The 23,286-nt window shown below is 51.1% G+C and carries 20 protein-coding genes; 16 read left to right on the plus strand and 4 right to left on the minus strand.

What is annotated here, in order from left to right; all coding sequences use genetic code 11:
• The first annotated feature begins 162 nt into the window (after positions 1–162).
• Positions 163–2,886 (plus strand): chitinase C-terminal domain-containing protein, encoded by a 2,724-nt coding sequence (locus tag C5S61_RS22705; protein WP_110519183.1) that lies wholly within the window; start codon positions 163–165, stop codon positions 2,884–2,886.
• A gap of 142 nt (positions 2,887–3,028) precedes the next feature.
• On the opposite strand, the gene C5S61_RS22710 is transcribed toward C5S61_RS22705, so the two are convergent.
• Positions 3,029–4,369, minus strand: coding sequence for an anti-sigma factor family protein (locus tag C5S61_RS22710; RefSeq protein WP_110519185.1), 1,341 nt, complete (start codon positions 4,367–4,369; stop codon positions 3,029–3,031).
• Positions 4,356–4,847: an RNA polymerase sigma factor gene (locus C5S61_RS22715; protein WP_164689734.1), complete on the minus strand. Its 492-nt coding sequence runs from the start codon at positions 4,845–4,847 to the stop codon at positions 4,356–4,358. The genes C5S61_RS22710 and C5S61_RS22715 overlap by 14 nt, the downstream gene beginning before the upstream one ends.
• A gap of 232 nt (positions 4,848–5,079) precedes the next feature.
• Between C5S61_RS22715 and C5S61_RS22720 the strand changes: the two genes are divergently transcribed.
• The gene (locus tag C5S61_RS22720) at positions 5,080–5,538 is read left to right on the plus strand and encodes a redoxin domain-containing protein (protein ID WP_110519189.1); all 459 of its coding nucleotides are present in this window, start codon (positions 5,080–5,082) and stop codon (positions 5,536–5,538) included.
• On the opposite strand, the gene C5S61_RS22725 is transcribed toward C5S61_RS22720, so the two are convergent.
• Positions 5,521–6,207, minus strand: coding sequence for an AraC family transcriptional regulator (locus C5S61_RS22725; RefSeq protein WP_240614555.1), 687 nt, complete (start codon positions 6,205–6,207; stop codon positions 5,521–5,523). The two genes, C5S61_RS22720 and C5S61_RS22725, sit on opposite strands and share 18 nt — an antisense overlap.
• Before the next feature lie 510 nt (positions 6,208–6,717).
• On the opposite strand from C5S61_RS22725, the gene C5S61_RS22735 reads away from it, so the two are divergent.
• From C5S61_RS22735 to C5S61_RS22800, 14 genes are all read left to right on the plus strand, one after another.
• The gene (locus C5S61_RS22735; RefSeq protein WP_110519195.1) at positions 6,718–7,647 is read left to right on the plus strand and encodes a proline racemase family protein; all 930 of its coding nucleotides are present in this window, start codon (positions 6,718–6,720) and stop codon (positions 7,645–7,647) included.
• Positions 7,644–8,753 (plus strand): NAD(P)/FAD-dependent oxidoreductase, encoded by a 1,110-nt coding sequence (locus tag C5S61_RS22740; RefSeq protein WP_110519197.1) that lies wholly within the window; start codon positions 7,644–7,646, stop codon positions 8,751–8,753. Before C5S61_RS22735 ends, C5S61_RS22740 begins: the two co-directional genes overlap by 4 nt.
• Positions 8,750–8,992 (plus strand): 2Fe-2S iron-sulfur cluster-binding protein, encoded by a 243-nt coding sequence (locus C5S61_RS22745; RefSeq protein ID WP_110519198.1) that lies wholly within the window; start codon positions 8,750–8,752, stop codon positions 8,990–8,992. Before C5S61_RS22740 ends, C5S61_RS22745 begins: the two co-directional genes overlap by 4 nt.
• Positions 8,982–10,208: an NAD(P)/FAD-dependent oxidoreductase gene (locus C5S61_RS22750; RefSeq protein WP_110519201.1), complete on the plus strand. Its 1,227-nt coding sequence runs from the start codon at positions 8,982–8,984 to the stop codon at positions 10,206–10,208. Before C5S61_RS22745 ends, C5S61_RS22750 begins: the two co-directional genes overlap by 11 nt.
• Positions 10,205–11,119, plus strand: coding sequence for a dihydrodipicolinate synthase family protein (locus C5S61_RS22755; RefSeq protein ID WP_110519203.1), 915 nt, complete (start codon positions 10,205–10,207; stop codon positions 11,117–11,119). The genes C5S61_RS22750 and C5S61_RS22755 overlap by 4 nt, the downstream gene beginning before the upstream one ends.
• Positions 11,110–12,687, plus strand: a complete 1,578-nt coding sequence (locus C5S61_RS22760; RefSeq protein WP_439109061.1) for an aldehyde dehydrogenase (NADP(+)) — start codon at positions 11,110–11,112, stop codon at positions 12,685–12,687. The genes C5S61_RS22755 and C5S61_RS22760 overlap by 10 nt, the downstream gene beginning before the upstream one ends.
• Before the next feature lie 411 nt (positions 12,688–13,098).
• Complete coding sequence (locus C5S61_RS22765; RefSeq protein WP_110519207.1) at positions 13,099–13,908, plus strand: hypothetical protein; 810 nt, start codon at positions 13,099–13,101, stop codon at positions 13,906–13,908.
• Positions 13,909–14,116: 208 nt separating this feature from the next.
• Positions 14,117–15,478, plus strand: coding sequence for a DUF8689 domain-containing protein (locus tag C5S61_RS22770; protein ID WP_110519209.1), 1,362 nt, complete (start codon positions 14,117–14,119; stop codon positions 15,476–15,478).
• 12 nt (positions 15,479–15,490) lie between these two features.
• Positions 15,491–17,035 carry a TadA family conjugal transfer-associated ATPase gene (locus C5S61_RS22775; RefSeq protein WP_110519211.1) on the plus strand — a complete coding sequence of 515 codons (1,545 nt, stop codon included), beginning with the start codon at positions 15,491–15,493 and terminating at the stop codon, positions 17,033–17,035.
• Positions 17,036–17,110: 75 nt separating this feature from the next.
• Complete coding sequence (locus tag C5S61_RS22780) at positions 17,111–18,538, plus strand: AAA family ATPase (protein ID WP_110519213.1); 1,428 nt, start codon at positions 17,111–17,113, stop codon at positions 18,536–18,538.
• An 11-nt stretch (positions 18,539–18,549) separates the two neighbouring features.
• Complete coding sequence (locus tag C5S61_RS22785; RefSeq protein ID WP_110519215.1) at positions 18,550–19,200, plus strand: hypothetical protein; 651 nt, start codon at positions 18,550–18,552, stop codon at positions 19,198–19,200.
• A 68-nt stretch (positions 19,201–19,268) separates the two neighbouring features.
• The gene (locus C5S61_RS22790) at positions 19,269–20,714 is read left to right on the plus strand and encodes a hypothetical protein (protein ID WP_110519217.1); all 1,446 of its coding nucleotides are present in this window, start codon (positions 19,269–19,271) and stop codon (positions 20,712–20,714) included.
• Positions 20,715–20,829: 115 nt separating this feature from the next.
• Positions 20,830–21,834, plus strand: coding sequence for a GNAT family N-acetyltransferase (locus C5S61_RS22795; RefSeq protein WP_110519219.1), 1,005 nt, complete (start codon positions 20,830–20,832; stop codon positions 21,832–21,834).
• An 86-nt stretch (positions 21,835–21,920) separates the two neighbouring features.
• The gene (locus C5S61_RS22800) at positions 21,921–22,226 is read left to right on the plus strand and encodes a YciI family protein (RefSeq protein WP_110519221.1); all 306 of its coding nucleotides are present in this window, start codon (positions 21,921–21,923) and stop codon (positions 22,224–22,226) included.
• Between the two features lie 49 nt (positions 22,227–22,275).
• Here the strand turns inward: C5S61_RS22800 and C5S61_RS22805 are convergent, their stop codons facing one another.
• A complete protein-coding gene (locus C5S61_RS22805; RefSeq protein WP_110519223.1) occupies positions 22,276–23,190 on the minus strand; it encodes an isoaspartyl peptidase/L-asparaginase family protein in 915 nt (304 codons plus the stop codon).
• Positions 23,191–23,286: the final 96 nt, after the last annotated feature.

Below are 23,286 nucleotides of genomic sequence, written 5' to 3' on the forward strand. Positions count from 1 at the left end.
AGATTTGTATAAGAGACAGGCTATGTTCTATGTTCTTTGCTCTATGCTCTTTTTAATCTGTACTTGACAAATTCATTAATTTTTTATAAAATCTTTATAATTTCAATGAAATAAGTAAGGTTTTAGTCCATAGGCCAAAATGACAATCAATGGAGGAATGTCATGGAAATTGCGTACCGAAGGACGGCCAAACTGCGCGGAGCATTTTCGCTCACCATCACCCTCGCACTGCTTGCGGGAATGTTGCTCACGCGTGGCACGCCAACGCAAGCGGCAGGCAATGCAGACTGTCGGCCTGATGGGATGGCTCCAACTGCTGGAGTCGACACGCCCTATTGTGCAATTTATGATACCGCTGGCCGCGAAAAAATGGGCAGCGATCACCCACGGCGGATTATCGGCTATTTTCCAAGTTGGCGGACTGGCACAAATGGCCAGCCAGCCTACCTCGTCAATAATATTCCTTGGAATAAAATCACCCACATCAACTATGCCTTTGCCCACATTCAAAATAGCCGCATCTCGGTTGGCAGCAACACCGCCACCAACCCCTCGATTGGCATGACCTGGCCCGGCGTTGCTGGCGCTGAAATGGACCCAGCCTTGCCCTACAAAGGCCACTTCAATCTTTTGACCCAATACAAACGCCAGAATCCCAACGTTAAAACTTTGATTTCGGTTGGTGGTTGGGCGGAAACTGGCGGCTATTTTGGCGATAACGGCGATCGCATCAGCGATGGCGGCTTCTTTAGCCTAACCGTTAATGCCGACAACAGCGTCAATACTGCTGGCATCAACACCTTTGCCGATTCAGTCGTTGGCTTCTTGCGCGGCTACAATTTCAACGGGGTCGATATTGACTACGAATATCCAACCTCGATGAACAATGCTGGCCATCCGCTTGATTGGGTCTATGCCAACCCACGTCGCGCCAGCCTGATGAAGGGCTATGTGGCGTTGATGAAAACCCTGCGCGAGAAGCTCGACGCTGCTGGGGCTGCCGATGGCAAATATTACATGCTGACGATTGCTTCACCATCATCAGGATACTTGCTGCGCGGCATGGAAACCTATCAAGTAACTCAATACCTCGATTATGTCAATGTTATGTCATATGACTTGCATGGAGCATGGAACGAGTATGTTGGGCCAAACGCTTCGCTCTATGATGATGGAAAAGATGCAGAATTAGCTGCGGCTGGGGTTTATACCACATCCCAATATGGTGGCATCGGCTATCTCAATACCGACTGGTCGTACCACTACTTCCGTGGCAGCATGCCAGCGGGCCGAATCAACATCGGCGTGCCCTATTACACTCGTGGCTTTAAAAATGTCAACGGTGGCACAAATGGTTTGTGGGGTACGGCGGTTGGCTCAAATTGTCCAATTGGTTTGACCAAATGTGGTGATGGCGCACGCGGCATCGACAACATTTGGCACGATACCGAAAATGGCCAAGAAGTTGGCGCTGGCGCAAACCCAATGTGGCACGCCAAAAACCTCGAACAAGGCCTTGCTGGCAGCTATATCAGCCAATTTGGCCTGAACCCAGCCACCGATCCAGAAGATCGCTTGACTGGCACGTATGTCCGCAACTACAGCAGCTCATTGGTTGCGCCATGGCTGTGGAATAGCCAAAAGCGCGTGTTTATCTCAACTGAAGATGAGCAATCGCTTGGTGCCAAAGCCGATTATGTGGTCAACAAAGGCTTAGGCGGGATCATGTTCTGGGAGCTTTCGGGCGATTACGATTGGCACGCCGAGCGTAACAACGGCCAAGGCGAATATTTCATGGGCGATACATTGACCAGCCTGTTGTATGACAAGTTCCGTAGCGCACCAGCCTATGGCGCAAACAAAGCCAATCGCAGCATGCCCAGCAATTTGCTCAACATCAAGGTCGATTTCACCAACTGGCCAATTGGCGATAACAACTATCCAATTAGCCCCAAAATGGTGATCACCAACAACTCAACTGTGACGATTCCAGGCGGCGCAACCTTTGAATTCGATTATGGCACATCGGCTCCCAACAATGCCAAGGATCAATCGGGCTTTGGCTTTACGGTGACCAGCAGCGGCCACACTGGCAGCAATGCTGGTGGCTTGCGTGGCGATTTCAACCATATTCAATTCAAGTTCCCAGGCTGGCAAACCTTGGCTCCAGGCGAGAGCGTAACGATTGATTTCGTCTACTATCTGCCAATGAGCACGCCATCGAACTGGACTGTGAACTTTAACAACACGACCTATGGCTTGGTGAGCGATTATCCACGCGAGACGGTGGTTGGGCCAACCCCAACTGTTGGCAACCCAACGAATACGCCAGTTGCAACCGCAACGCGCACGCCAATTGCGACTGCAACGCGCACGCCAGTTGGCCCAACGGCTACGCCAACCCGCACGCCAATTGCCACCGCGACGCGCACGCCTGCGCCAAGCGCAACTCCAACCCAACCGGGCACATGTACTGCGCCAGCGTGGGAAAGTGGCAAAGTCTATCTGCGTGGCGATTTGGTTTCATACAACAACCGTCAATGGTTTGCCCAATGGTGGACACAAAATGAAACCCCGGGCAATGCTCAAGTTTGGCAGGATCAAGGCGTTTGTGGTGGGGGCAACCCAACCAATACGCCAGTCGTGCCAGTAACCAGCACACCACGGCCAACCAATACGCCAGTTGTGCCAGCGACCAACACCCCAGTGCAACCAAGCGCTACGCCAACCAACACCACGGGCGTGCAGCCATGGGCAGCCAATGTGAGCTATGCGGCTGGGGCAAAAGTCAGCTATAACGGCATCATTTATACCTGTCTGCAAACGCACACCTCGTTGCCAGGCTGGGAGCCAAGCAACGTTCCAGCGCTCTGGCGCGCCAACTAAGCTCGCCATTGTTCAAGCCGCCGTGCGCATCCGCTCTAGGCCAGTGGATGCGCGCGGCGGTTTTTTGCGGCTAAAAACCCCACGCCTGCACGTTATGTTGCAGGCGTGGGGTTTGTTTAACTAGCATGGACCTAAGCTTGATTTAGTTCGGGCGAGCGGTTGGCGGCGGCGTTGGGCCACTTGGGGGCAAGGCCGTTGGCCGCACCGTGCTGGTTGGCACTGGCGTTGGATCGCTTGGATTATGCGGCGGGCTGGTTGGCACTATCGTTGCCGTAGCTGGTGGTAAGGCTGTTGGCACCTCGGTTGGGCAGGTTGTACACGTATTCGGCGTGCTGGTTACTGGCGGAACAACCGTTGGACACACCGTACTGCCACAGGGCAATGGTGTGCTGGTTACTGGCGGAATCGCCGTTGGTTCTTCCGTTGGCACAATCGTTGGACACACCGTTGCGCCACATGGTGCTGGCGTGCTGGTTACTGGCGGAACAACCGTTGGACACACCGTGCTACCACAAGGCAATGGTGTGCTGGTTGGTGGTGGCGTTGGGCACACCGTACCGTTACAAGGCAATGGCGTATTGGTTGGATAATGTGGCTCGCTCGTTGGAATTGCCGTTGGATATGGTGCAACCACGGTTGGCTGTTGGCCTGCTGGCGTAGCGGTTGGTGGGCCTTGGGTTGGCACAGTCGTCGGAACCGTTGGATTACATGGATTGGTCGTGCTTGGCACACAGGCTGGTGTTGGCGTACTGGTTGGTACCAGCGTTGGCCAAATCGGCGGCTCTTGAGTTGGCACGCGAGTTGCTGGAAGTTGGGTTGGCACGCGGGTTGGTTGCGTTGGGCCACATGGCCGCGTCGTGCTCGGCACACAGGTTGGCAATGGAGTAGCCGTACTACTTGGATTACAGGTAGTTGAGCCGGGCACACAGGTTGGCAGCGCCGTCGCAACTTCGGTTGGCACAGCCGTCGGAACCGTTGGGTCACACGGTCTGGTTGTGCTTGGCACACAGGTTGGAACCAGCGTGCCAATTGCGGTTGGCACAGTCGTGGGCAGCGTCGGATTACATGGTCTGGTTGTGCTTGGCACGCAGGTTGGCCGCGCAGTTGCAACCTGCGTTGGTCGCGCAGTGCGCGTCACAACTGAGGCTACTTCAACATTTTTGCCAGTCTCGACTGGTTTGACAGCCCAAACGCCGCCTGCAATCAAGAACATCAGGCCCACTGCAAAAGACCACATCATGACAGTTTTTGTTCGGATCATTGTTGTTACTCCAAGTTTGGCACGGATTGTCCGCACCTGTTCGGTCGTAAGGTGGAGTGTGCTGATTGGCAACTTTTCTAACAACTGGCTGGTTGTTTGTTGCTGACGAAGGGCTTGGCGACAAGCTGCACATTCAGCAACATGCTGATTAACCGTTTGCCACTCATCCTCAGTCAGGTGTTGCCAATCGCTGAGGAGCGGCTGAAGATCATGACACTTCATGGCCACGTTCCTCCTCATATAAATTCCGAAAACGATCACGGGCCCGTGATAATCGTTTGCGGACTGCACCTAATTCTTCACCGTTTAATTTAGCGACTTCTGCTGGACTACAGCCAGCATAATGGACCATCAAGAGCACTTCTGCATCTTGGGGCTTGAGTTTGGCTAAGCAACCACGGATGGCTTGCGTGATTTCAACATTCTGGGCGAAATTATTGGCCTCTGGTTGCCAACTGCGCATAAACCAACTCCAACGCCGCTGGCGACGCAGGTGATCTAAGGCGAGGTTGCTGGCAATCCGAAAGAGCCATGCTTGGGGAATCGCTGGCAAAACCGCTGGATCAAGCACCTTCATAGCGCGGAGGAAGGTTTCTTGCACCAAATCGGCTGCTTGTTCAGGTTGCCCCACAATGCGCGTCAGATAGCGAAACGTTGCATCGTGATAGTCATCAAACCATTGGCTTATGACTTGGGTCACTGCCGTCTCTCGTTCAGTTGTGTGCACATAAGGAATAATCATAGGCTGCTTGCCCCGGCCGTAGCATGCTGTCTGCAATTAATGACGAACAGCACTATCAAAAGTGGACAGGCAAGTTTGCAATTGCCAAAAATTGCTCAAATGTGCATGAAACCAGTACCGCAAGTTTATTCGTAAGGTTGAGCACGTACAGTTATCAAGCGATTCATTAGTACTGAGGTCATAGTTCCCAATGAGTGATCTGACGTTGTTTACCCATGATTATCGGTCAACGATGTGGCATAAATTAAATCAGCAGCAACCGATTGTGGCAATCTTCGTTAGTCATTCGGTCGATGCACATTCGCAACAGATGCTGCGCACGCTCGAAGCGCAACAGGCGCAATTTCGCCAATTACAAGCGCAACCAGTCATTTTAACCAAAACCAATCCCGCCCATTTAAAGGCATTTATTCAGCATTTCCAGCCAATTTATCCTGTGCTCAGCGATCCTACGGGCGCTGTGTTTCGCAGCTATAGCTTCGCCAGCGAACAACTCGAATTGCAAGGTGGCATTTTGGTTTTGCCACCACGCTCAATCACCGCAGTTTTTCGGTTTGTGCCGCAAAACGATGAGCAACAATTGCCAATCAACGAGCTTTTGGCATGCGTCACGATGTTGAATTATTACAACTCAAGCATTACGGCCTAACAGCTGGCGATATTGGCGCGGAGTCAGGCCCGTAATTAAGCGAAATTGACGCGAAAACGCGCTATGATCAGCATAGCCACAGGCTAAGCCAATCGTCGCAATCGAATCAGTGCCCGCCAGCAGCTGAATACTGGCATCAATGCGGGTTTTAATCAGCAGTTGCTTGGGGGTTAATTCAAAAATCTGTTGAATCGCCCGTTCATACTGGCTCAACGAAAGTTGGGCAATCGCTGCCAATTGCTGAATCGAGCGGATTTCAGCAAAATGCTCATTTAAATAATCGATTGAGCTAGCCACTCGTCGCCAGGTTGGGGCGTTGCGATTTGGGCTACGCACATCGCGCGAAATGCCAATGAGGCCCACAATCGCCCCAGTTTGGTCACGCAATGGCCGCTTATGGGTCACACACCAGCCCATCTGCAAATCGGGATAAATATGTACCTCTAAGCGATGATTTAGCGCACAGCCAGAACGAATAACCTGCTGATCTTGGCTGGCATAACTCGCCCCCAACTCCAACGGAAACAGCTCTTCGGGCAAACGCCCAATTAATTCCTGCTTGCTACGACAACCACAGCGCAACCGCAAGGTTTCATTAACTACCCGATAGCGCCCCGCCCAATCCTTGCAGAAAAACACCACATCGGGCAATAGATCAAACAATGGCATCAGTTGCGCCACATCTGGATATTCAATTGTGCAAAAATCCGCATGTTGCATAACCTAATTGTACAAGACAAATCGCCATAAACCAGCTATTGTAGGAGTTGGGGATCGGTTGTTGGGGGCTGGGGGTTGGAACCGCGAAGAACGCGACGTTTTGATCCACGAAGAACACGAAGAGGAGAAGGCTATTGGCTATTGGCTTTTGGCTTTTGGAAGCTACAGGTATACTGGTTGGTTCAGTGGCTTGGCAACCGTTTCCCCTCACCCCCCAGCACCCTCTCCCACTAGACGCGGGCGAGGGGGAGTTAACGATGATTTCCCAGCGATCTGGGTGAAAAAGCCCCGCGCACGGGAGAGGGGTTGGAGTGAGGGGATCAGGCGGTGGTTAATGTTATGAACCATTACAGCTATCGGCGCTCGGAAAATCATTGGGGTTGGCGACAGGTGGTTGGCACTGCACAGGATACCGATCCCTAGCCCCTGACCCCCGAACCCTCGTTACAAGGAGGCATAATGCGCATTGCCATTGTCGATTCGCATACCGCTGGCGAACCAACTCGCATCGTGATTGCCGGAGGCCCTGAGCTTGGCGGCGGCAGCGTTGCCCAACAACGTGATGTGCTCGCCCAAGACTACGATTGGCTGCGCGCGGCGGTCGTCAACGAACCTCGTGGCTCCGATGTCTTGGTTGGCGCAATATTATGTCCACCAAGCGACCAACGCTGTTGCACTGGCGTAATCTTCTTTAATAATGTTGGCTATTTGGGCATGTGCGGCCATGGCACGATTGGCTTGGTGGCAACTCTCGCCCATCTTGGCAAAATCGGCGTTGGCGAACACCTGATTGAAACGCCTGTCGGAATCGTCAGCGCTACCTTGCACGCCGACGGCCAAGCAACGATCGAAAACGTGCCAAGTTACCGCTATCAAGCGAATGTTGCGCTCGATCTGCCCAATCATGGCCGCATTCATGGCGATATTGCTTGGGGCGGCAATTGGTTTTTCTTGGTCAACGATCATGGCCAAGATCTCAGTTTGGCGAATGTTGAGCAACTTACCAATTTCAGCTGGCAGATTCGCCAAGCCCTCGAAGCAGCAAATATTACTGGCGCAAACAACGGCCTGATCGATCATATCGAATTGTTTGGGGCCGGAACTGAAGGAGCCAACAGCCGCAGTTTTGTGCTTTGCCCGGGCAAGGCCTACGATCGTTCACCCTGTGGCACTGGCACCAGCGCCAAATTGGCCTGCCTCGCCGCCGATGGCAAACTTGCACCAAATACAACCTGGGTACAAGAAAGCATCATCGGCAGCCGCTTTCAGGCAGAATACCGCCATGCTGGCGAGGCAATTATCCCCAAAATTACTGGCTCGGCCTATGTTACGCTCGAAGGCCAGTTAATTCTGCACGAAGCCGATCCGTTCCGCTGGGGAATTCAATGAGCAGCGCAATCATCGTTGGCGGCGGGATTGTGGGCTGTGCTGTGGCGCTGGAATTGGCGCAGGCTGGCATCAAGGTTACGCTGATCGAGCGCGATTGCCTTGGTAGCGGCGCAACGGCGGCGGGCATGGGCCATATTGTGGTGATGGATGAGGGCGAAGCGCAATTAAAACTCACTTTGTATGGCCAGCAACTCTGGCAAGCGCTCACCGCCGACCAACCTCAGCAGCACGAATATCATGAATGCGGCACGTTGTGGGTTGCCACCGATGCAGAGGAATGGCAGTTGGTTGCCGAAAAAGCGGCGGTCTATCGCCAGCACCAAATTCCCTGCGAAATGTTGGATGCAGCAGCACTCTATGCCCACGAACCTGCGCTACGAGCGGGCTTGGTCGGCGGTTTATTGGTGCCAAACGATAGCGTGGTCTATCCACCGAAGAGCGCAGTTTACCTGTGGCAACAAGCTGAAAAGCAGGCCGCCAACCTGGTGTACGGCGAAGTGAGCAGCATTCAAGCCAATGCTGTACAGCTGAGTGATGGCCGCCAACTGCATGCCGATGCGATTGTGGTTGCCAATGGCCAGCGTTGTATTGAGCTATTACCAGAATTGCCAATTCGCGCCAAACGCGGCCAATTGGTCATTACCGAGCGATATCCCAATTTGATCAAGCATCAACTAGTCGAATTAAGCTACATCAAAAACGCCCATGCCAGCAGCGGCGATTCAGTGGCCTTCAACCTTCAGCCACGACCCAACGGCCAACTGTTGATTGGCTCTTCGCGCCAGTTTGATCGCACTGATCGCCAAATCGATCAGCATTTACTCAGCCAAATGTTGCAAAAAGCGATTGACTATGTGCCAGCGCTGGCCGATGTGCGCTGCCTGCGTACCTGGACAGGCGTACGCGCCGCTTCACCAGATGGCTTGCCGCTGATCGGTCAGCATCCGAAACATGCTTGGTTATGGCTGAATGTTGGCCACGAAGGATTGGGGATTACGACCGCCTTGAGTAGCGCCCGCCTGTTGGCCGACCAAATGCTGCACCGCCAAGCAGCGCTTGATCTTCAGCCCTATTTGCCACGCGGCTTACAGCAGGAGCAGCGATGAAGCAGATTCACATTTCAATCAATGGCACACGCTATCACGTTGCTGAGCATAGCAATTTAGCCGCCGTGCTGATGGATAACACCATCGCTAATCGGCGCTCGGTTACTGGCGAGCCACGGATGGCAGTTTGTGGCATGGGCAGTTGTGGCGAATGCCGCGTAACAATCAACCAGCAAGCCCATCAACTGGCCTGCTTGCAGCAATGTTACGAAGGCATGGAGGTGCAATGTGAGCCTTAATCTGGTGATTGTCGGAGCTGGCCCAGCAGGCTTGGCCGCCGCGTGGAGCGCAAGCCAAAGCAACGCCAATATTACGCTGATCGATCAATATGATCAGGCTGGTGGCCAGATTTGGCGTGGTGGAGCGAACTATGCACCAAAGCGTTATCAGCATTTGTTTGCTCAGCAGACCACACTGCGTTATCTCAGCAAGACCCATATGCTTGGCGCGGATGCCGATCATTTGTTTTTGGCAACGCCGAACGGCCCGCAACAACTCGCGTTTGATCGCTTGATTTTGGCCAATGGCGCACGCGAATTGTTCTTGCCGTTTCCTGGCTGGACGCTGCCCAAAGTGCTTGGAGTTGGTGGCTTGCAGGCCTTGGTCAAAGGTGGCTTGCAGATTGCTGGCAAAAACATTGTCGTTGCTGGCAGCGGCCCATTGTTGGTTGCGGTCGCCAGCCAACTCAAGCAGCGTGGCACAATCATCAAGGCCGTGGTTGAGCAAGCGCCATTGGGTCAACTGCTGCGGTTTGGTCGGAGCTTGGCTGGCTATCCAACCAAAATCGTGCAAGCAGCCCAAAGCCTCGCCAGCTTGCGCAATACGCCGTTTTACCCAAACGCTTGGGTTGTTGCAGCTGAAGGCGATGGCGCAGTGCAACAGCTGAGGTTAAGCAATCATCAAATCATCGAATGCGATTATTTGGCCTGTAGCTGGGGCTTAATTGCCAATAGCGAGCTAGCCCAACAGCTTGGTTGCACGGTTGAACACGGTTCGGTGCTGGTTGATCGCAGCCAACAAACCAGCGTCAACCACGTTTATGCTGCTGGTGAATTAACTGGCATCGGCGGCGAAGATAAAGCGATCATCGAGGGCCAGATCGCCGGATTTGCGGCAACTGGCAATTATCATGCGGCCAGCCAATTGGCCAACAAGCAAGCCCAAGCCCGCCAATTTAGCCAACAATTAGCAACAAGTTTCGCATTACGCCCAGAATTACGGCAACTTGCGCAGGCCAATACGCTGGTTTGCCGTTGCGAAGATGTGGCATTTGAGCAATTGCAACATCAGCCATCGTGGCGCAGCGCCAAATTACAAACCCGCTGCGGCATGGGCGTGTGCCAAGGCCGAGTTTGCAGTGGTGCAACTCAATATTTATTCGGTTGGGGTCAAGATAGCGTGCGCTTTCCGCTACATCCGGTCAGCGTCGCCGATTTAGTGATGGAGTCAGTATGAGCATGTGGCATGGAGTTATTCCGGCAATTACCACCCGTTTTAATCACGATGGCAGCGTTGATCATGGCTTTTTGGCCGAGCACTGCCGTTGGATGTTGGATGCTGGCTGTGTAGGGATCGTGCCGCTTGGCTCGCTGGGCGAGGGCGCAACCCTGAGCAGCGCTGAAAAACAGGCAATTTTGCAAACCTGTGTCAAGGTCGCTGGCGCGAAGCCGGTTATTCCAGGCATTGCGGCGCTTTCGACAGCAGAAGCATGCCAGCTGGCGCAAATTGCCGCTGCCGAAGGCTGCTCAGGTTTGATGGTGCTGCCACCGTACCTCTATTCAACCGATTGGCGCGAAATGCAAGCTCATATGAGCGCCGTCATCAGCGCCACCGAGCTGCCAGTGATGATCTACAATAATCCAGTGGCCTATCGCACCGATTTTGTGCCAAGCCAAATTGGCGAATTAGCCGAGCGCCACCCAAATGTTCAAGCAGTCAAAGAATCGAGCACCGATGTGCGGCGGGTCACGGCAATTCAGGCCGAGCTTGGCCAACGGCTCGAAATTCTGGTTGGGGTTGACGATGCAATTGTTGAAGGCATTGCTGCTGGCGCGGTGGGCTGGATTGCTGGCTTGGTTAATGCCTTTCCTCATGAATCAGTCGAATTATTTCACTTGGCGCAGGCCGTTGCCGCAGGCCATGGCGATCGCGAGCGTTTAGCAGCGATGTATGCTTGGTTTTTGCCATTGCTGCGGCTCGATACCGTACCAAAATTTGTCCAATTGATTAAACTAACTCAAGCACTGGTTGGCATGGGCAGCGAAACCGTGCGCGCACCACGGCTTGAATTAGTTGGAGCCGAGCGCGAAGCGGCAGTTGCAGTGATTGAACAAGCCCTTGCGCGGCGGCAGGAGTTATGGCCATGAAACCCATTTTGATCAACGGTGAATGGCAGCTTGGCGATTATGTTGGCAGCTTTCAGGCGACCAACCCGACAACTGCCCAAACCATCGCCACCGAATACCCAATTTCTGGGCGTGGCGATTTGGAACTAGCCTTGAATGCAGGCGTAGCAGCCTCGCGCGAACTGGCGCAAAGCAGCGCCGAGCAACGCGCCACATTTCTCGAACGCTATGCAGACTTGATTGAGGCCAATCGCCAACAATTAAGCGAGCTAGCCCACAGCGAAACAGGCTTGCCAATCGAGCCACGCTTGAATAGCGTTGAATTGCCGCGCACAGTCAATCAATTACGTCAAGCTGCCAATGCTGTGCGCAACCACACATGGGAATTAGCAACGATCGACAGCAAAGCCAACATTCGCTCGTTGTATGGCAGTTTGGCTGCACCAGTCGCCATTTTTGGGCCAAATAATTTCCCATTTGCCTACAATGCGATTGCTGGTAGCGATTTTGCCTCAGCCATCGCCGCAGGCAATGCAGTGATTGCCAAGGGCCACCCAAGCCATCCGGCCACCACTGAACGCTTGGCCCAATTGGCGCATGAGGCAGTTTTGGCGGCAGGATTGCCAGCAGCGAGTGTGCAATTGCTCTATGGTTTGCCCGATGAATTGGGCTTGGCGCTGGTCAGCCATCCATTAATTGGCGCGATTGGCTTTACTGGCTCGCGTCGCGCAGGGCTAGCACTCAAAGCCGCCGCCGATCAAGCGGGCAAAGCAATTTACCTTGAAATGTCGAGCATCAATCCAGTTGTGATGTTGGCGGGAGCAGTGACTGAGCGGGCCGAAGCCTTGGCCGCAGAGTTTGCAGGCTCCTGTACGTTGGGCGCTGGCCAATTTTGCACTAACCCAGGCTTGCTCATTTTAGAACATTCAGCAGCTAGCAATGAATTTATTGAAGCCACCAAAACCCATTTCAGCCAATATCCCAGCCTGACCCTGCTAAACCAAGGCGTTTTGGCAGGCATCGAACAGGGCATTAGCGCCTTGCACGATGCAGGGGCGCAAGTGTTGGTTGGCGGGCATGGGTTGGATGATGGTTATCGCTATGCCAACAGTTTGCTGTATGTGGCGGGCAATAGCTTTCTGGCCAATCCTCAAGCGCTGAGCCACGAAGTATTTGGCCCAGTCAGCCTGATTGTGGAGTGTGCCGACCAAGCAGAAGTGTTGCAAGTGCTCGATTGTCTTGAAGGCAATTTGACGGGCAGCATCTATAGTAGTAACAACGGCGCTGACGAAGCATTTTATCAAACCGTCGCCGAGCGCTTACGAGCCAAGGTTGGCCGTTTGCTCAACGATAAAATGCCAACCGGCGTGGCGGTTAGTTCAGCAATGAACCATGGTGGGCCGTATCCAGCAACAGGCCACGCAGGCTGGACGGCAGTTGGTTTTCCAGCGACAATTCGCCGCTTTGCAGCCTTACACTGCTACGATAACGTGCGCGAATCACGCTTGCCCAGCATTCTGCAAAACGCCAATCCACAGGCCATTTGGCGCTTGGTCGATGAGCAATGGAGTAATGCGAGTATCGTTTAATAGAGAGCATAGAGCATAGAGCATAGAACATAGAACATAGATGTAATGGTACATCAGGTTAACCACGTTTTGATCCCCTCACCCCAACCCCTCTCCCGTGCGCGGACGAGGGGCTTAATCGTGCGGTTCGGTCGCGATGCGTGATAGAAAACGGTCGGCTCCCCCTCGCCCGCGTTCAGTGGGAGAGGGGCTGGGGGTGAGGGCATGCTTTGCCAATCCAATGAACCAATAGCCCAGAGTTCAGAGCCTATAGCCCCACCTCGCCTTCGTGCTCTTCGTGCCCTTCGTGGATCAAAAGCCAAGGCCCCGACCCCCAACAACCGATCCCCAAATCAAATCAGCAAGCAATCATTGTCAGAGCCAAGCGCAGCATGCTAGACTGACGGCAGTTTTGCCAATAGGAGCATTATGATGGCTAGCATAAAACCTCAATTATCGCCATGGGTTCGGATTATGTTTGTGATTGTTGCGCTGGTGTTGATCGCTGGCGTTTCGTTGTTGCTGGCCCCGAATTTGATTGGGCCACGCTGGCCCTGGGCATTACGCCCATTTGCGGCGCGCTTTTTAGGTGCGGTCTATGCCGCCGAAATGGTGGCGGTGCTGTGTACGCTTGTCATCAACGATTGGTCAGTGGCCCGATTGACCATTCCGCAGGCAGTTACCTTCACCACCGTGGTCACCGGAGCATCTTTGGCCTGGCTAAGTAATTTTGATTTTGCGCGGCCAATCGTCTGGCTCTGGTTCATCATCTATAGTATTCCAACCGTGGTGTTGGGTTGGTTTTGGTGGCAGTATCGGGCTTGGCCAGCGGTCAATCCGCAAGCGCTTGGCTGGTTGCGCAGCATCTTATTAATTGAAGCAGTGGTTTTAGCAGGCTATGGAGTTGCTTGTATTGTTGCGCCAGCCTGGGCAACCGCTTTTTGGCCATGGAACATCGATGCCTTTCATGCCCAAATTTATAGCGCCTTGTTCATCACCGGAGCAATTGGCGCATGGATTGTTGCTGGCGGTGGGAATCGGCAAGAATTATTGACCCTTGGTGGCAGCCAAATCGTCCTAGGGTTGGGCGTAATTGCAGGTTTAGCACTGGTTGATTTTGGCGCAGCGAACCTGAGCGTGCCGTGGGCAAGCCCTGGATCGATTATTTGGGTCGCAAGTTTTGGGCTAATTGCCTTGGTTGGGGGCTTATTAATTGGGCGGGGATTGCAACAGCGGAGCTAAATCAGCGGGTAAACTTCTCCCCGCTTCCCTCGGGCTCGAAAACCTCAAGCCCGCGCTACGCCTCGTCGTGCATTGTACCACAACTCTAGGTTGCCCGTGCTTGCAGCCTCAAGTATAATATTGATTATTGTTCATTCGGTGTGCGCAGATAGGGGAGATCTGCCAATCCCCGCCGATCTTAACTTGTTGAAGCTCAGGAGATCACATTATGTCTGCGTTTCCTTTACGTGAATTTGCTTCGACTGCTCAGGCATCCGTTGATAGTGGGCCGCTCTTTCCCAATGAACCAACCTCAATTGAAGAAACTGGGCTTGGGATGGGTTTTATTGCCGATCTTGTGCTTAAAGTTATTTATTTCAATGGCACCATTAGCGCCCAACGGATCTCAGAGCAAACCTGTTTGCCCTATCTCAACGTGATCGATAAAGTGCTCCAGTTTCTCAAAATGAGCGAGTATGTCGACATTGTGGGGGCGGAGCAAGGCTTTGGCGAACGTGCCTATCAATATGTCATCACCTTGCAAGGCTCGCGCAAAGTCAACGAAGTGCTCGATCGCTCGCAATATGCTGGGGCAGCGCCAGTACCGCTTGCCGCCTACATCGAGATGGTCAATCACCAATCGATTGGTGGCATGACGATCAATCAACAACGCATCCGTGAAGCCTTCAAGGATCTGGTCGTCAACGACGAAATGCTGGATAAAATTGGCCCTGCTGCCAACTCGGCGCGTTCGTTGTTCCTCTATGGCCCGCCAGGCAATGGCAAAACCACCATCGCCGAAGGGATTTCGCGGATTATGGGTGGCTCGGTTATGCTGCCCTACGCCGTCGAAATTGATGGCCAAGTGATCAAGCTCTACGATCCACTCAATCACTCGATTTTGACCAAGCCCGAAATGCGCCACGATGATGTGCCAGCGCCATTTGGAGCGGTTGCCACCACCATGCCACCAGCGCCTGATCGCCGTTGGCTGCACTGTAAACGCCCACGGGTGATGGTCGGTGGTGAATTGATTTTGGAACAATTGGAACTGATCTTCGACCCAATTTCCAAAGTGTATGAAGCACCCTACCAAATGAAAGCGAACGGCGGCTTGTTCCTGATCGACGACTTTGGGCGGCAACGCTGTCGACCAGAAGAATTGTTGAACCGCTGGATTGTGCCACTCGAAAAGAAAATCGACTTTTTGGCCTTGCAAACAGGCAAAAAGATCGAAATCCCCTTCGATGTGTTGATCGTCTTTTCGACCAACCTCGACCCCAAGGGCTTGGTTGATGATGCCTTCTTGCGGCGGATTCGGCATAAAATCGAGGTGGCCAACCCAACGCCCAACGAATATCGCGATATTTTCCGCATCGTGTGCAAATCCAAGGGTGTGCCCTATAGCGACGATGGCTTGCGCTATTTGATTCAAGAACACTATTTCAAAGTCAACCGTGAATTGCGCTGTTGTCACCCACGCGATTTGCTTGATCAAGTGCTTGATGAAGCCAAATATCGTGGTCAACCGCCCCAAATGAACAAAGACCTTTTGGATCGGGCTTGTGAAGCCTATTTTGTCAAAATGTAGTGAGGTCAAGCTATGTCACTTCTCAAACGTCTTGGAAGCACGCCAACAAGCCCAGAGCCAACTGCGCCACCAGCGCCAGTTCAACCCATGGCTGGCGAGCAATCAATGCCTGAATATCGTTCATCATCGTTGACTCCGCTTAGCCCACCACCGCCACCAGCCCCAACCTCGGCTCCAATGCCAAGTGGCAACTTGAGTGCCTTGGCTGGCTCAAGCTCGGGCCTCAGCGCTGGCACAATCAATACCAGTGGCTTTTTGGTGCTCGCCGATCGCGATGCCCATCGCAAGCTCCTTGAGCTTTCACTCTGGATTGTCGATAAAATTCAGGCTTCGGTTGGCTCACAAACCCAGCTGCAACGCAACGAAGATTCCGAGCGGCTGATTCAAGAGCGCTTTACCACCTTTGTCCGCCAATCGAGCACAAACCTTGATCAAGATGGCATGAAATTGCTCTATCAAATGGTGCTTGATGAATTATTTGGCTTCGGCCCGCTTGAGCAACTGATTCGCGATGATAGCATCACTGAAATTATGGTCAACAGCGCCACCGTGGTGTATGTTGAACAACGGGGTAAATTGACCCTCTCACCAGTTATTTTCGCCTCAGAAGATCATGTGCTCAAAGTGATCGACCGCATTATTCGGCCACTTGGGCGACGGGTTGACCGCAAATGGCCCATGGTCGATGCTCGTTTGCCCGATGGCTCGCGGGTAAATGCAATCATTCCGCCATGTGCAATCGATGGCTCGTCGCTGAGTATTCGTAAATTCTCCAAGAAAAAGCTCCAAGTTAGCGACTTGATCAACTATGGCTCGATGACCAAGGAAATGGCCGACTTCCTGAATGCCTGCGTGGTCAGCGCTATGAACCTCATCGTCTCTGGTGGTACTGGCTCGGGCAAAACAACCTTGCTCAACGTACTTTCGAACTTCATCCCCGATCACTACCGAATTTGTACGATTGAAGACTCAGCAGAACTCCAACTCGGTAAAGACCACGTTATCCGGCTTGAATCTAAGCCTGCCGATATTGATGGCTCTGGCTTGGTCACCATCCGCGACCTTGTGAAGAACTCGCTGCGGATGCGCCCCGACCGAATTGTGGTCGGGGAAATTCGCGACGGCGCGGCGCTCGACTTGCTCCAAGCAATGAACACCGGCCACGACGGCTCAATGTCGACCGTCCACGCCAACACACCTCGCGATGCAATTCGCCGTTTGGAAACCTTGGCCTTGATGTCAGGTTTGGATTTGCCAGTTGCGGTTATTCGTGAGCAAATTGCTTCGGCAGTCCACGTAATTGTGCAGCAAGCACGTTTGCGCGATGGCACACGGAAAGTTGTAGCGGTGACTGAAGTCCAAGGCATGGAAAGTGGTCAGGTTGTATTGCAAGACATCTTTATCTTCGAAGATCAAGGCACTGCGCCCGATGGCAAAGTATTGGGTGTTTTGCGGCCAACAGGCACGCGCCCTCGCTTTACGCCAGTGCTCGAAGCCAAAGGCTTCAAATTGCCGCCATCAATCTTCGGCGCAACCTTCCCAGGCATGCGGCGCTAAGCCTCGATTTAGAACATGCAATGAAAATACGCGATACATTTTGTATTGCGTATTTTCATTGTTTGGAGTTTTTTTATGCTAACGAGAATAGAAATAGATGGGTTTAAGACATTTCATAAATTAGAATTAGATATTGCTCCATTTCAAGTAATTATTGGTACTAATGGTGTTGGCAAGAGTAATTTTTTTGATGCAATTAAATTATTATCGCTCCTAGTGGAAGTCGATATTACAACTGCATTTCAGTCTTTCTGTGGAGAGGCTGATGAATTATTTACGCTCCTACCTTCAGGTGAGCGTAAAAATATGATTGCATTTGCGGTTGAAGTTCTCGTTGGACCAAGTGTTAAAAGTAGCTGGGATAATACTAAGGAGTTACAATTAGACAGCCGTAGATTACGTTATGAGCTAACGATAGAGCTTCGCAAGGATCAAAATAATGTTGATCGTTTATATATAAATCATGAAGCACTTTATTCAATTGAACCATCAAAAGACTCATGGGTCAATACCTATATTCCAGCAGAAAACATCAATTTATTTACTCAATATGCACGAGAATCCAAACCATTTATCTCAACTCAAAAAAATAATAATAACTTCATGGAAATTATCGCTCATAGTGACTCTGATGCAAAGTATAATCCACATAAACAAGGTATTTTAGCTGATAATATTGAAAAGACTATTTTAAGTAGTATTGACAACAGTGATTTTCCGCATGCATTTGCAGTTCGTAAAGAGCTATGCAATTGGGTTAGTCCACAATTTAACCCTGAAATGTTACACTATTCAAGCCAAATCAGCACTAAAACTAGCTTGAATAGTGCTGAAAATCATTTATTGGAAGTATTAGCAAGAATTACTGCTGAAACCCCTATAACTATGAAGGATATTTCTAGGGATATGGCAAATTTAGTTTCAAGTATCCGAAGGATATCCGTTGAAAAAGATCCAATAGCCAATCGATATGTAATTTATGCCACCATGAATGATGATCGTCGATTTTCATCAATGTTGCTATCAAATAGTACATTACGGTTGTTATACCTAGTCACACTCAAAAATGATCCTAAATTTCAAGGATTAATGTTACTTGAAGAGCCAGAAAATGGTGTACACCCGTCAATTATGCAACATCTGCTCAAAATATTACAAGATTTCAGCACAGGCTTCCATAATCCCATTCATGCAACCTTTCCGCTACGTCAAATTATCATTATTACGCATTCGGTTAGCTTGATAAAATATCTGATTCAATCAAATAAAGCTTATTCATCAATCTTTTTAGCTGAAAACGCTACATATATTGAGGAGATTTTAGCAGAAGATTATATAGATGAGGATGATGAATATGTTGAAGGTAGTTTATATCTCTCTGCTTTTCCTTGCACAAAATTTCATGCTCTTAATGTTCGTGATAAAAAATCAATTAACAGAATTATTAAATACCTTGAGTATGGTAATGCTAGCTCAACAATTGATCTGCTTAAATCGTTTTAGGATAATCATTTATGCGACAAATCCACTATGCCTTCTACGGTGAAGGAACAACCAATAATCGCTTACTACCAGCCATCATTCATCGATCAATTGTAGAGATGATTATTCAGTATGGAAATCAGCTTGTCGAGATCCTTGAACCATATATTATCGATCAGTTACCAAAAAGCCAAGAAGACCCGATGATCCAAGCTGCAAAGCTGGCTTTTGGCTATGATTTTCTGATCGTTCACTTTGATGCGAACCATGAAATGCAACATCGGGTTCGTATCCATCGCTTTGACCCAAACATTGAAAAAATTGCTCAAATACAAACAGAACACTGTGAAAAGATCGTTCCATTGATACCAGTTTATTCGAGCGAATCGTGGATGCTCGTGGATAGTCGATGCTTAATCGATAACCTTTCAACGGAACTCAGTGCAGAAGAATTAAATTTACCATCATTTTTCCAAGTTGAAACAGTAAGCAATCCACGCCAACTGTTAATTACGATACTTGACAGAGTGAATAAATATCGCCGTAACAAAATAGATATTAGTGAATTGTATCTACCACTTGGCAATCAAAGTAATCTTTATAGACCCAACAGTTATTCCATCTTTTCGCACTATCTGGAAAAAGCATTAAAAGAACTAGGATTGATCGATAAGCTCTATTAATCTTGTTTGGCGTTCGCAGGTTGTGCTATGATCGATAGTAATAATCATTCATAGCAAAGGGGAGCGTAATGGCTCGACAAACCTGGACTCGCCGAAGTGCAATGTTGGCTGGCTTGCTGCTAGCGCTGTGGGGGTGTGGGCAGTATATTGCCCCAGCCACCAAACTCGCGATTAATCCAAATGCCGACTCAGGTGCTTACTACCCAGCAATCTATGTTGATAGCACCGATCTGCGCCATTACGCTTGGGCCGAATGCCAAGCAGGCAATGGTTGCGACCTGATTTATAGCCGTATGCGCGGCCCCAACGAACTAGTACGCCACACCATCAGCGCCGATAACGCCAGCGCAACCCTTGGCTACACCAGTTTAACCGGCGATTTAACTGGCACAATCCACTTGGCCTACCTTAGCAACCAAACGAGCTTGACCCAAGGCGAGCCAAGTTATCGCCCATATGTCGTCAGTATTAGCCCCGACGGCGCAACAGTCAGTCAACCTGTCAGTTTGCAAGGCGAAAGCATCAACAATAGCTTGATCAGCCCAATCGCCGTGCGCAATAACGATGGCTCCAGCGTCGGCGTGCTCTACACAGCACTCAACGAAAATCAGCAATCGCTCGTGTATCGTCAAATTGTGCCTAGTTTGAGCCAACCAGTTGTAATTGAAAGCGTTGCTACCACTATTATTCTGACCCAACCACGCATTAGCATTGATAGCGCCAATCAAATTCATGTGGTCTATGGCAAGCGTTCGCAGCTGCCCCCAACCCGCAACTTTGGCGGCGACCCAACCCTCGACGAAATTCGCTATGCCCATGGCGATCTGAGTGGCATGACAGCCCGCACCGTTGATAGCTACACCAGTGCATCAAACATTATTCCCTTTGTCTACGATCTGAGCTTGAGTGATAAGGTGTATGTAACTTATATCAAGCATCCGAATGGTACTCCACCGCGTGGCATTCCTACCGATAGCCTGCGCATTCACAACGCGACCGATAACACGACCAGCGATTTAGTCTTGCCATCGATCCGCGAACCATGGAGCATCAGTGAAATTAGCACTGTCAGCAATGGCACAGGTCAGCCAACTGTCTATTTTGCTGGCAGCAACAATAGCTTCAGCGATCCATTTGTCTATGATGTTTGGCAATACGATTCTCAAGCCAGCGATGCGATTAATCTCACCAATACGCCTGATAAGCATGAAAATAATCTTGCGAGCAGCCGTTTCCAGCTCGTCGATTTGGCAGCATGGCAGGCCGATAGCTTTAGCAGCAGCGGTTGTACAACCCAAATTATCAGCTATCGCAGTGATCTCGTGAATCAATTGCATATCGCTGAGCAGTTTCTTAATCCATTGGGCTGTACCCCAAGTGTGCTTCAAATCAGCGTTGGCAACGATGTCGCAGCGGGTGTTTGGATCTCGGTTGCCAAGAATGATCCAACGCTCAACGTGCCAGCAACTGCATTTAATAGTTATGGAACGTTTTTACCAATCTCGCAACGCTAAGCGTTGTAATCAGGCCAAAGGATGACTTAATAATCAGCCTCATGCCGCTACAGCTAATTGGGCTATGCGCTGATACTGCTCACAGCACTTATTTACACGATTTTTTGAGGAGCATATGCAAGCAGTAGCCCAATATACCCAGCGCCCTGCAAGTTTAGCTGATATTCCAGCAGCAGTTGCGCTAATCAACCGTTGTTCGCTTGAAGAAGCCAATGTCATCGAAATTAACGAAGCTGAGTTAGCCAGCGAGTGGGAAGATCCTGAGTTTAATATCGCCACCGATAGCTTAACCATGTGGGATGGTGAAAACCTGATTGGCGTAGCGGGTTTGTTCAATCACGATCCCTTTGTCCATGGCTATGGTTGGAGTCGCGTCCACAGCGATTATGCAGCAAGCGGAGTTCAAAGCCAGCTTTTAGATTGGTTGGAGCAACGCACCAGCCAAGATATTGCAAAAGCGCCAAGTGATGCTGCGGTCAGCGTGTATCACGGCGTGCTCAGCACCAATCACGAATTGGCCAACAGCCTGCAAAGCCATGGCTATAGCCTTGTGCGCCACTTTTTGCGCATGGTGATTGAATTGGCTGATTATACGCCGCAACCAGTCCAATTGCCCGAAGGTTTGATCATTCGGCCCTACGATCCAGCAACTGAATTGCCAGCGGTCATCACAGCGGTGCGCGATGCGTTCCGCGATCACTGGGGCTTTATCGAATCGCCATTTGAAAAAGAGCTGAAACATTGGGAAGAAATGATTAGCCGCGAGCCAAATTACGATCCTTCGCTGTTCTTCATCGTCTGCGATGGTGACCAAATTGCCGCAGTTGCCATGTGTTGGAAGCACATCACCGAAGATCCAAAAATGGGCTGGGTTGGCACGCTGGGCGTTTGTCGGCCATGGCGGCGCAAAGGCTTGGCCAAAGCCATGCTGTACCACGCCTTCAACGAATTTGCCAGTCGTGGCCAAGAGCGGGTTGGCTTAGGAGTTGATGCGACAAGCCTGACCGGCGCAACCAAGGTCTATTCCGACGTTGGCATGAAGTCGGTGCGCCAATTCGATCGCTACCAAAAAGTATTGCGGCCCGGGGTTGAACTCGGCACCGAAACCGTCGAAGCCTAATTTTCAAACCCAAGCTTCAAGCCAAAACCAAAGCAACCACCAGAGTAGTATACTGTGGTGGTTGTCGGCTTTTTAGGAGCACCATCATGGCGCATTTTATGTTGGAAATTACCTATACCGTGCCGCTAGAGCAAATCGAAACCAAATTGGCTGAGCATCGGGCATTCTTGCAAGCAGGCTACGATCAAGGTTTATTGCTTAGCTCAGGCCCGCAAAATCCACGCATTGGCGGAATTGTGATCGCCCGCGCAGCCTCGCTTGCGGCAATTCAAGCTTTCTTTGCCAACGATCCCTATCAAATTGCCAACTTTGCTGAGTATCGTTTTGTCGAGTTCAATCCAGTTAAATATCAGCCATGGCTCGAAGAATGGGTGACGAGCAACGTTGAATAACGCTGATTGGCTGGTTGTCTGTTGCGATTAACAACCAGCCAATTGCTGATTAATCGTTCAAAAACGGTTCGTCAGCATGCACCGCCGCAACCGCTGGCTCGTCGCCGCGCCGATAAGCAAACGCCATGCGTGGCGTATTATGCGCCCAGCCAAATTCGCCTTGAGCATTCAACACAATACAGCCAGCTAGGCCTTGCACCCGCCGCTCTAAAAAGGCAATATTGGCTTTGGCAGCTTCATGGGGCGAAATAGTGCGCAGCTGGTCAGCAACGCTTTTGGCCAAACAAACCTTCATAATCGATTCACCCCAACCAGTGGTTGAGCAACCGCCAGTTTCATTATCTGCATACAAGCCACTGCCAACCAACGGCGAATCGCCAACCCGCCCAGGCAATTTATTGGGAATCCCGCCGGTTGAGGTTGCTGCGGCAATCGTGCCAAAACTATCAAGCGCCACCGCGCCAACCGTATCGTGCGCCGAATGAAAGGCATCGCGGCCTTTGTAGTTGGGATTTGATTGTTGTTCTTGCCAACGTTGGCGTTCGCGATCCACCACCAACTCAGCAGGATCGCACAACTCAGCGCCATGCTCAATCGCAAATTGTTCAGCGCCATTGCCAACAATCAACACATAATCGCTTTCGAGCACTTGGCGCGCAACGCTAATCGGATGGCGTACGCGTTGGACTGCGGCGACCGAGCCAGCCCGCATACTCGCGCCATCCATAATCCCTGCATCCAATTCAACTTCGCCAATTGCATTCAGAAACGAACCCACCCCAGCATCAAATGTTGGGTCATCTTCGAGCACCCGAATCGCAGCTTCAACTGCATCAAGCGCAGTGCCGCCTTGCGCCAATACCGCCCAACCAGCATCGAGGGCCGCCAAACAGCCCTGTTTGTGGGCATCAATTTGATCATCGGGCATGTTCCAAGCCCCACCATGGACAATCAGGGCAATCATCGCTGCTCCTTTGCTGCGAAGAATGAATGCTTCAATGCTGGTATTTTAATCGAATTCATGGAGTTGGGGATCGGGGGTTGGGGATCAGGGATCGGG

It is taken from the genome of Herpetosiphon llansteffanensis (genome assembly GCF_003205875.1).
GTDB lineage: Bacteria > Chloroflexota > Chloroflexia > Chloroflexales > Herpetosiphonaceae > Herpetosiphon > Herpetosiphon llansteffanensis.

Coding starts and splice junctions, on each gene's coding strand:
- C5S61_RS22785 (WP_110519215.1), top strand. CDS start 18,550: ATGCGACAAATCCACTATGCCTTCTACGGTGAAGGAACAACCAATAAT.
- C5S61_RS22755 (WP_110519203.1), top strand. CDS start 10,205: ATGAGCATGTGGCATGGAGTTATTCCGGCAATTACCACCCGTTTTAAT.
- C5S61_RS22805 (WP_110519223.1), bottom strand. CDS start 23,190: ATGATTGCCCTGATTGTCCATGGTGGGGCTTGGAACATGCCCGATGAT.
- C5S61_RS22775 (WP_110519211.1), top strand. CDS start 15,491: ATGTCACTTCTCAAACGTCTTGGAAGCACGCCAACAAGCCCAGAGCCA.
- C5S61_RS22725 (WP_240614555.1), bottom strand. CDS start 6,207: ATGCCATTGTTTGATCTATTGCCCGATGTGGTGTTTTTCTGCAAGGAT.
- C5S61_RS22770 (WP_110519209.1), top strand. CDS start 14,117: ATGTCTGCGTTTCCTTTACGTGAATTTGCTTCGACTGCTCAGGCATCC.
- C5S61_RS22765 (WP_110519207.1), top strand. CDS start 13,099: ATGGCTAGCATAAAACCTCAATTATCGCCATGGGTTCGGATTATGTTT.
- C5S61_RS22795 (WP_110519219.1), top strand. CDS start 20,830: ATGCAAGCAGTAGCCCAATATACCCAGCGCCCTGCAAGTTTAGCTGAT.
- C5S61_RS22800 (WP_110519221.1), top strand. CDS start 21,921: ATGGCGCATTTTATGTTGGAAATTACCTATACCGTGCCGCTAGAGCAA.
- C5S61_RS22745 (WP_110519198.1), top strand. CDS start 8,750: ATGAAGCAGATTCACATTTCAATCAATGGCACACGCTATCACGTTGCT.
- C5S61_RS22790 (WP_110519217.1), top strand. CDS start 19,269: ATGGCTCGACAAACCTGGACTCGCCGAAGTGCAATGTTGGCTGGCTTG.
- C5S61_RS22720 (WP_110519189.1), top strand. CDS start 5,080: ATGAGTGATCTGACGTTGTTTACCCATGATTATCGGTCAACGATGTGG.
- C5S61_RS22760 (WP_439109061.1), top strand. CDS start 11,110: ATGGCCATGAAACCCATTTTGATCAACGGTGAATGGCAGCTTGGCGAT.
- C5S61_RS22705 (WP_110519183.1), top strand. CDS start 163: ATGGAAATTGCGTACCGAAGGACGGCCAAACTGCGCGGAGCATTTTCG.
- C5S61_RS22735 (WP_110519195.1), top strand. CDS start 6,718: ATGCGCATTGCCATTGTCGATTCGCATACCGCTGGCGAACCAACTCGC.
- C5S61_RS22740 (WP_110519197.1), top strand. CDS start 7,644: ATGAGCAGCGCAATCATCGTTGGCGGCGGGATTGTGGGCTGTGCTGTG.
- C5S61_RS22780 (WP_110519213.1), top strand. CDS start 17,111: ATGCTAACGAGAATAGAAATAGATGGGTTTAAGACATTTCATAAATTA.
- C5S61_RS22710 (WP_110519185.1), bottom strand. CDS start 4,369: ATGAAGTGTCATGATCTTCAGCCGCTCCTCAGCGATTGGCAACACCTG.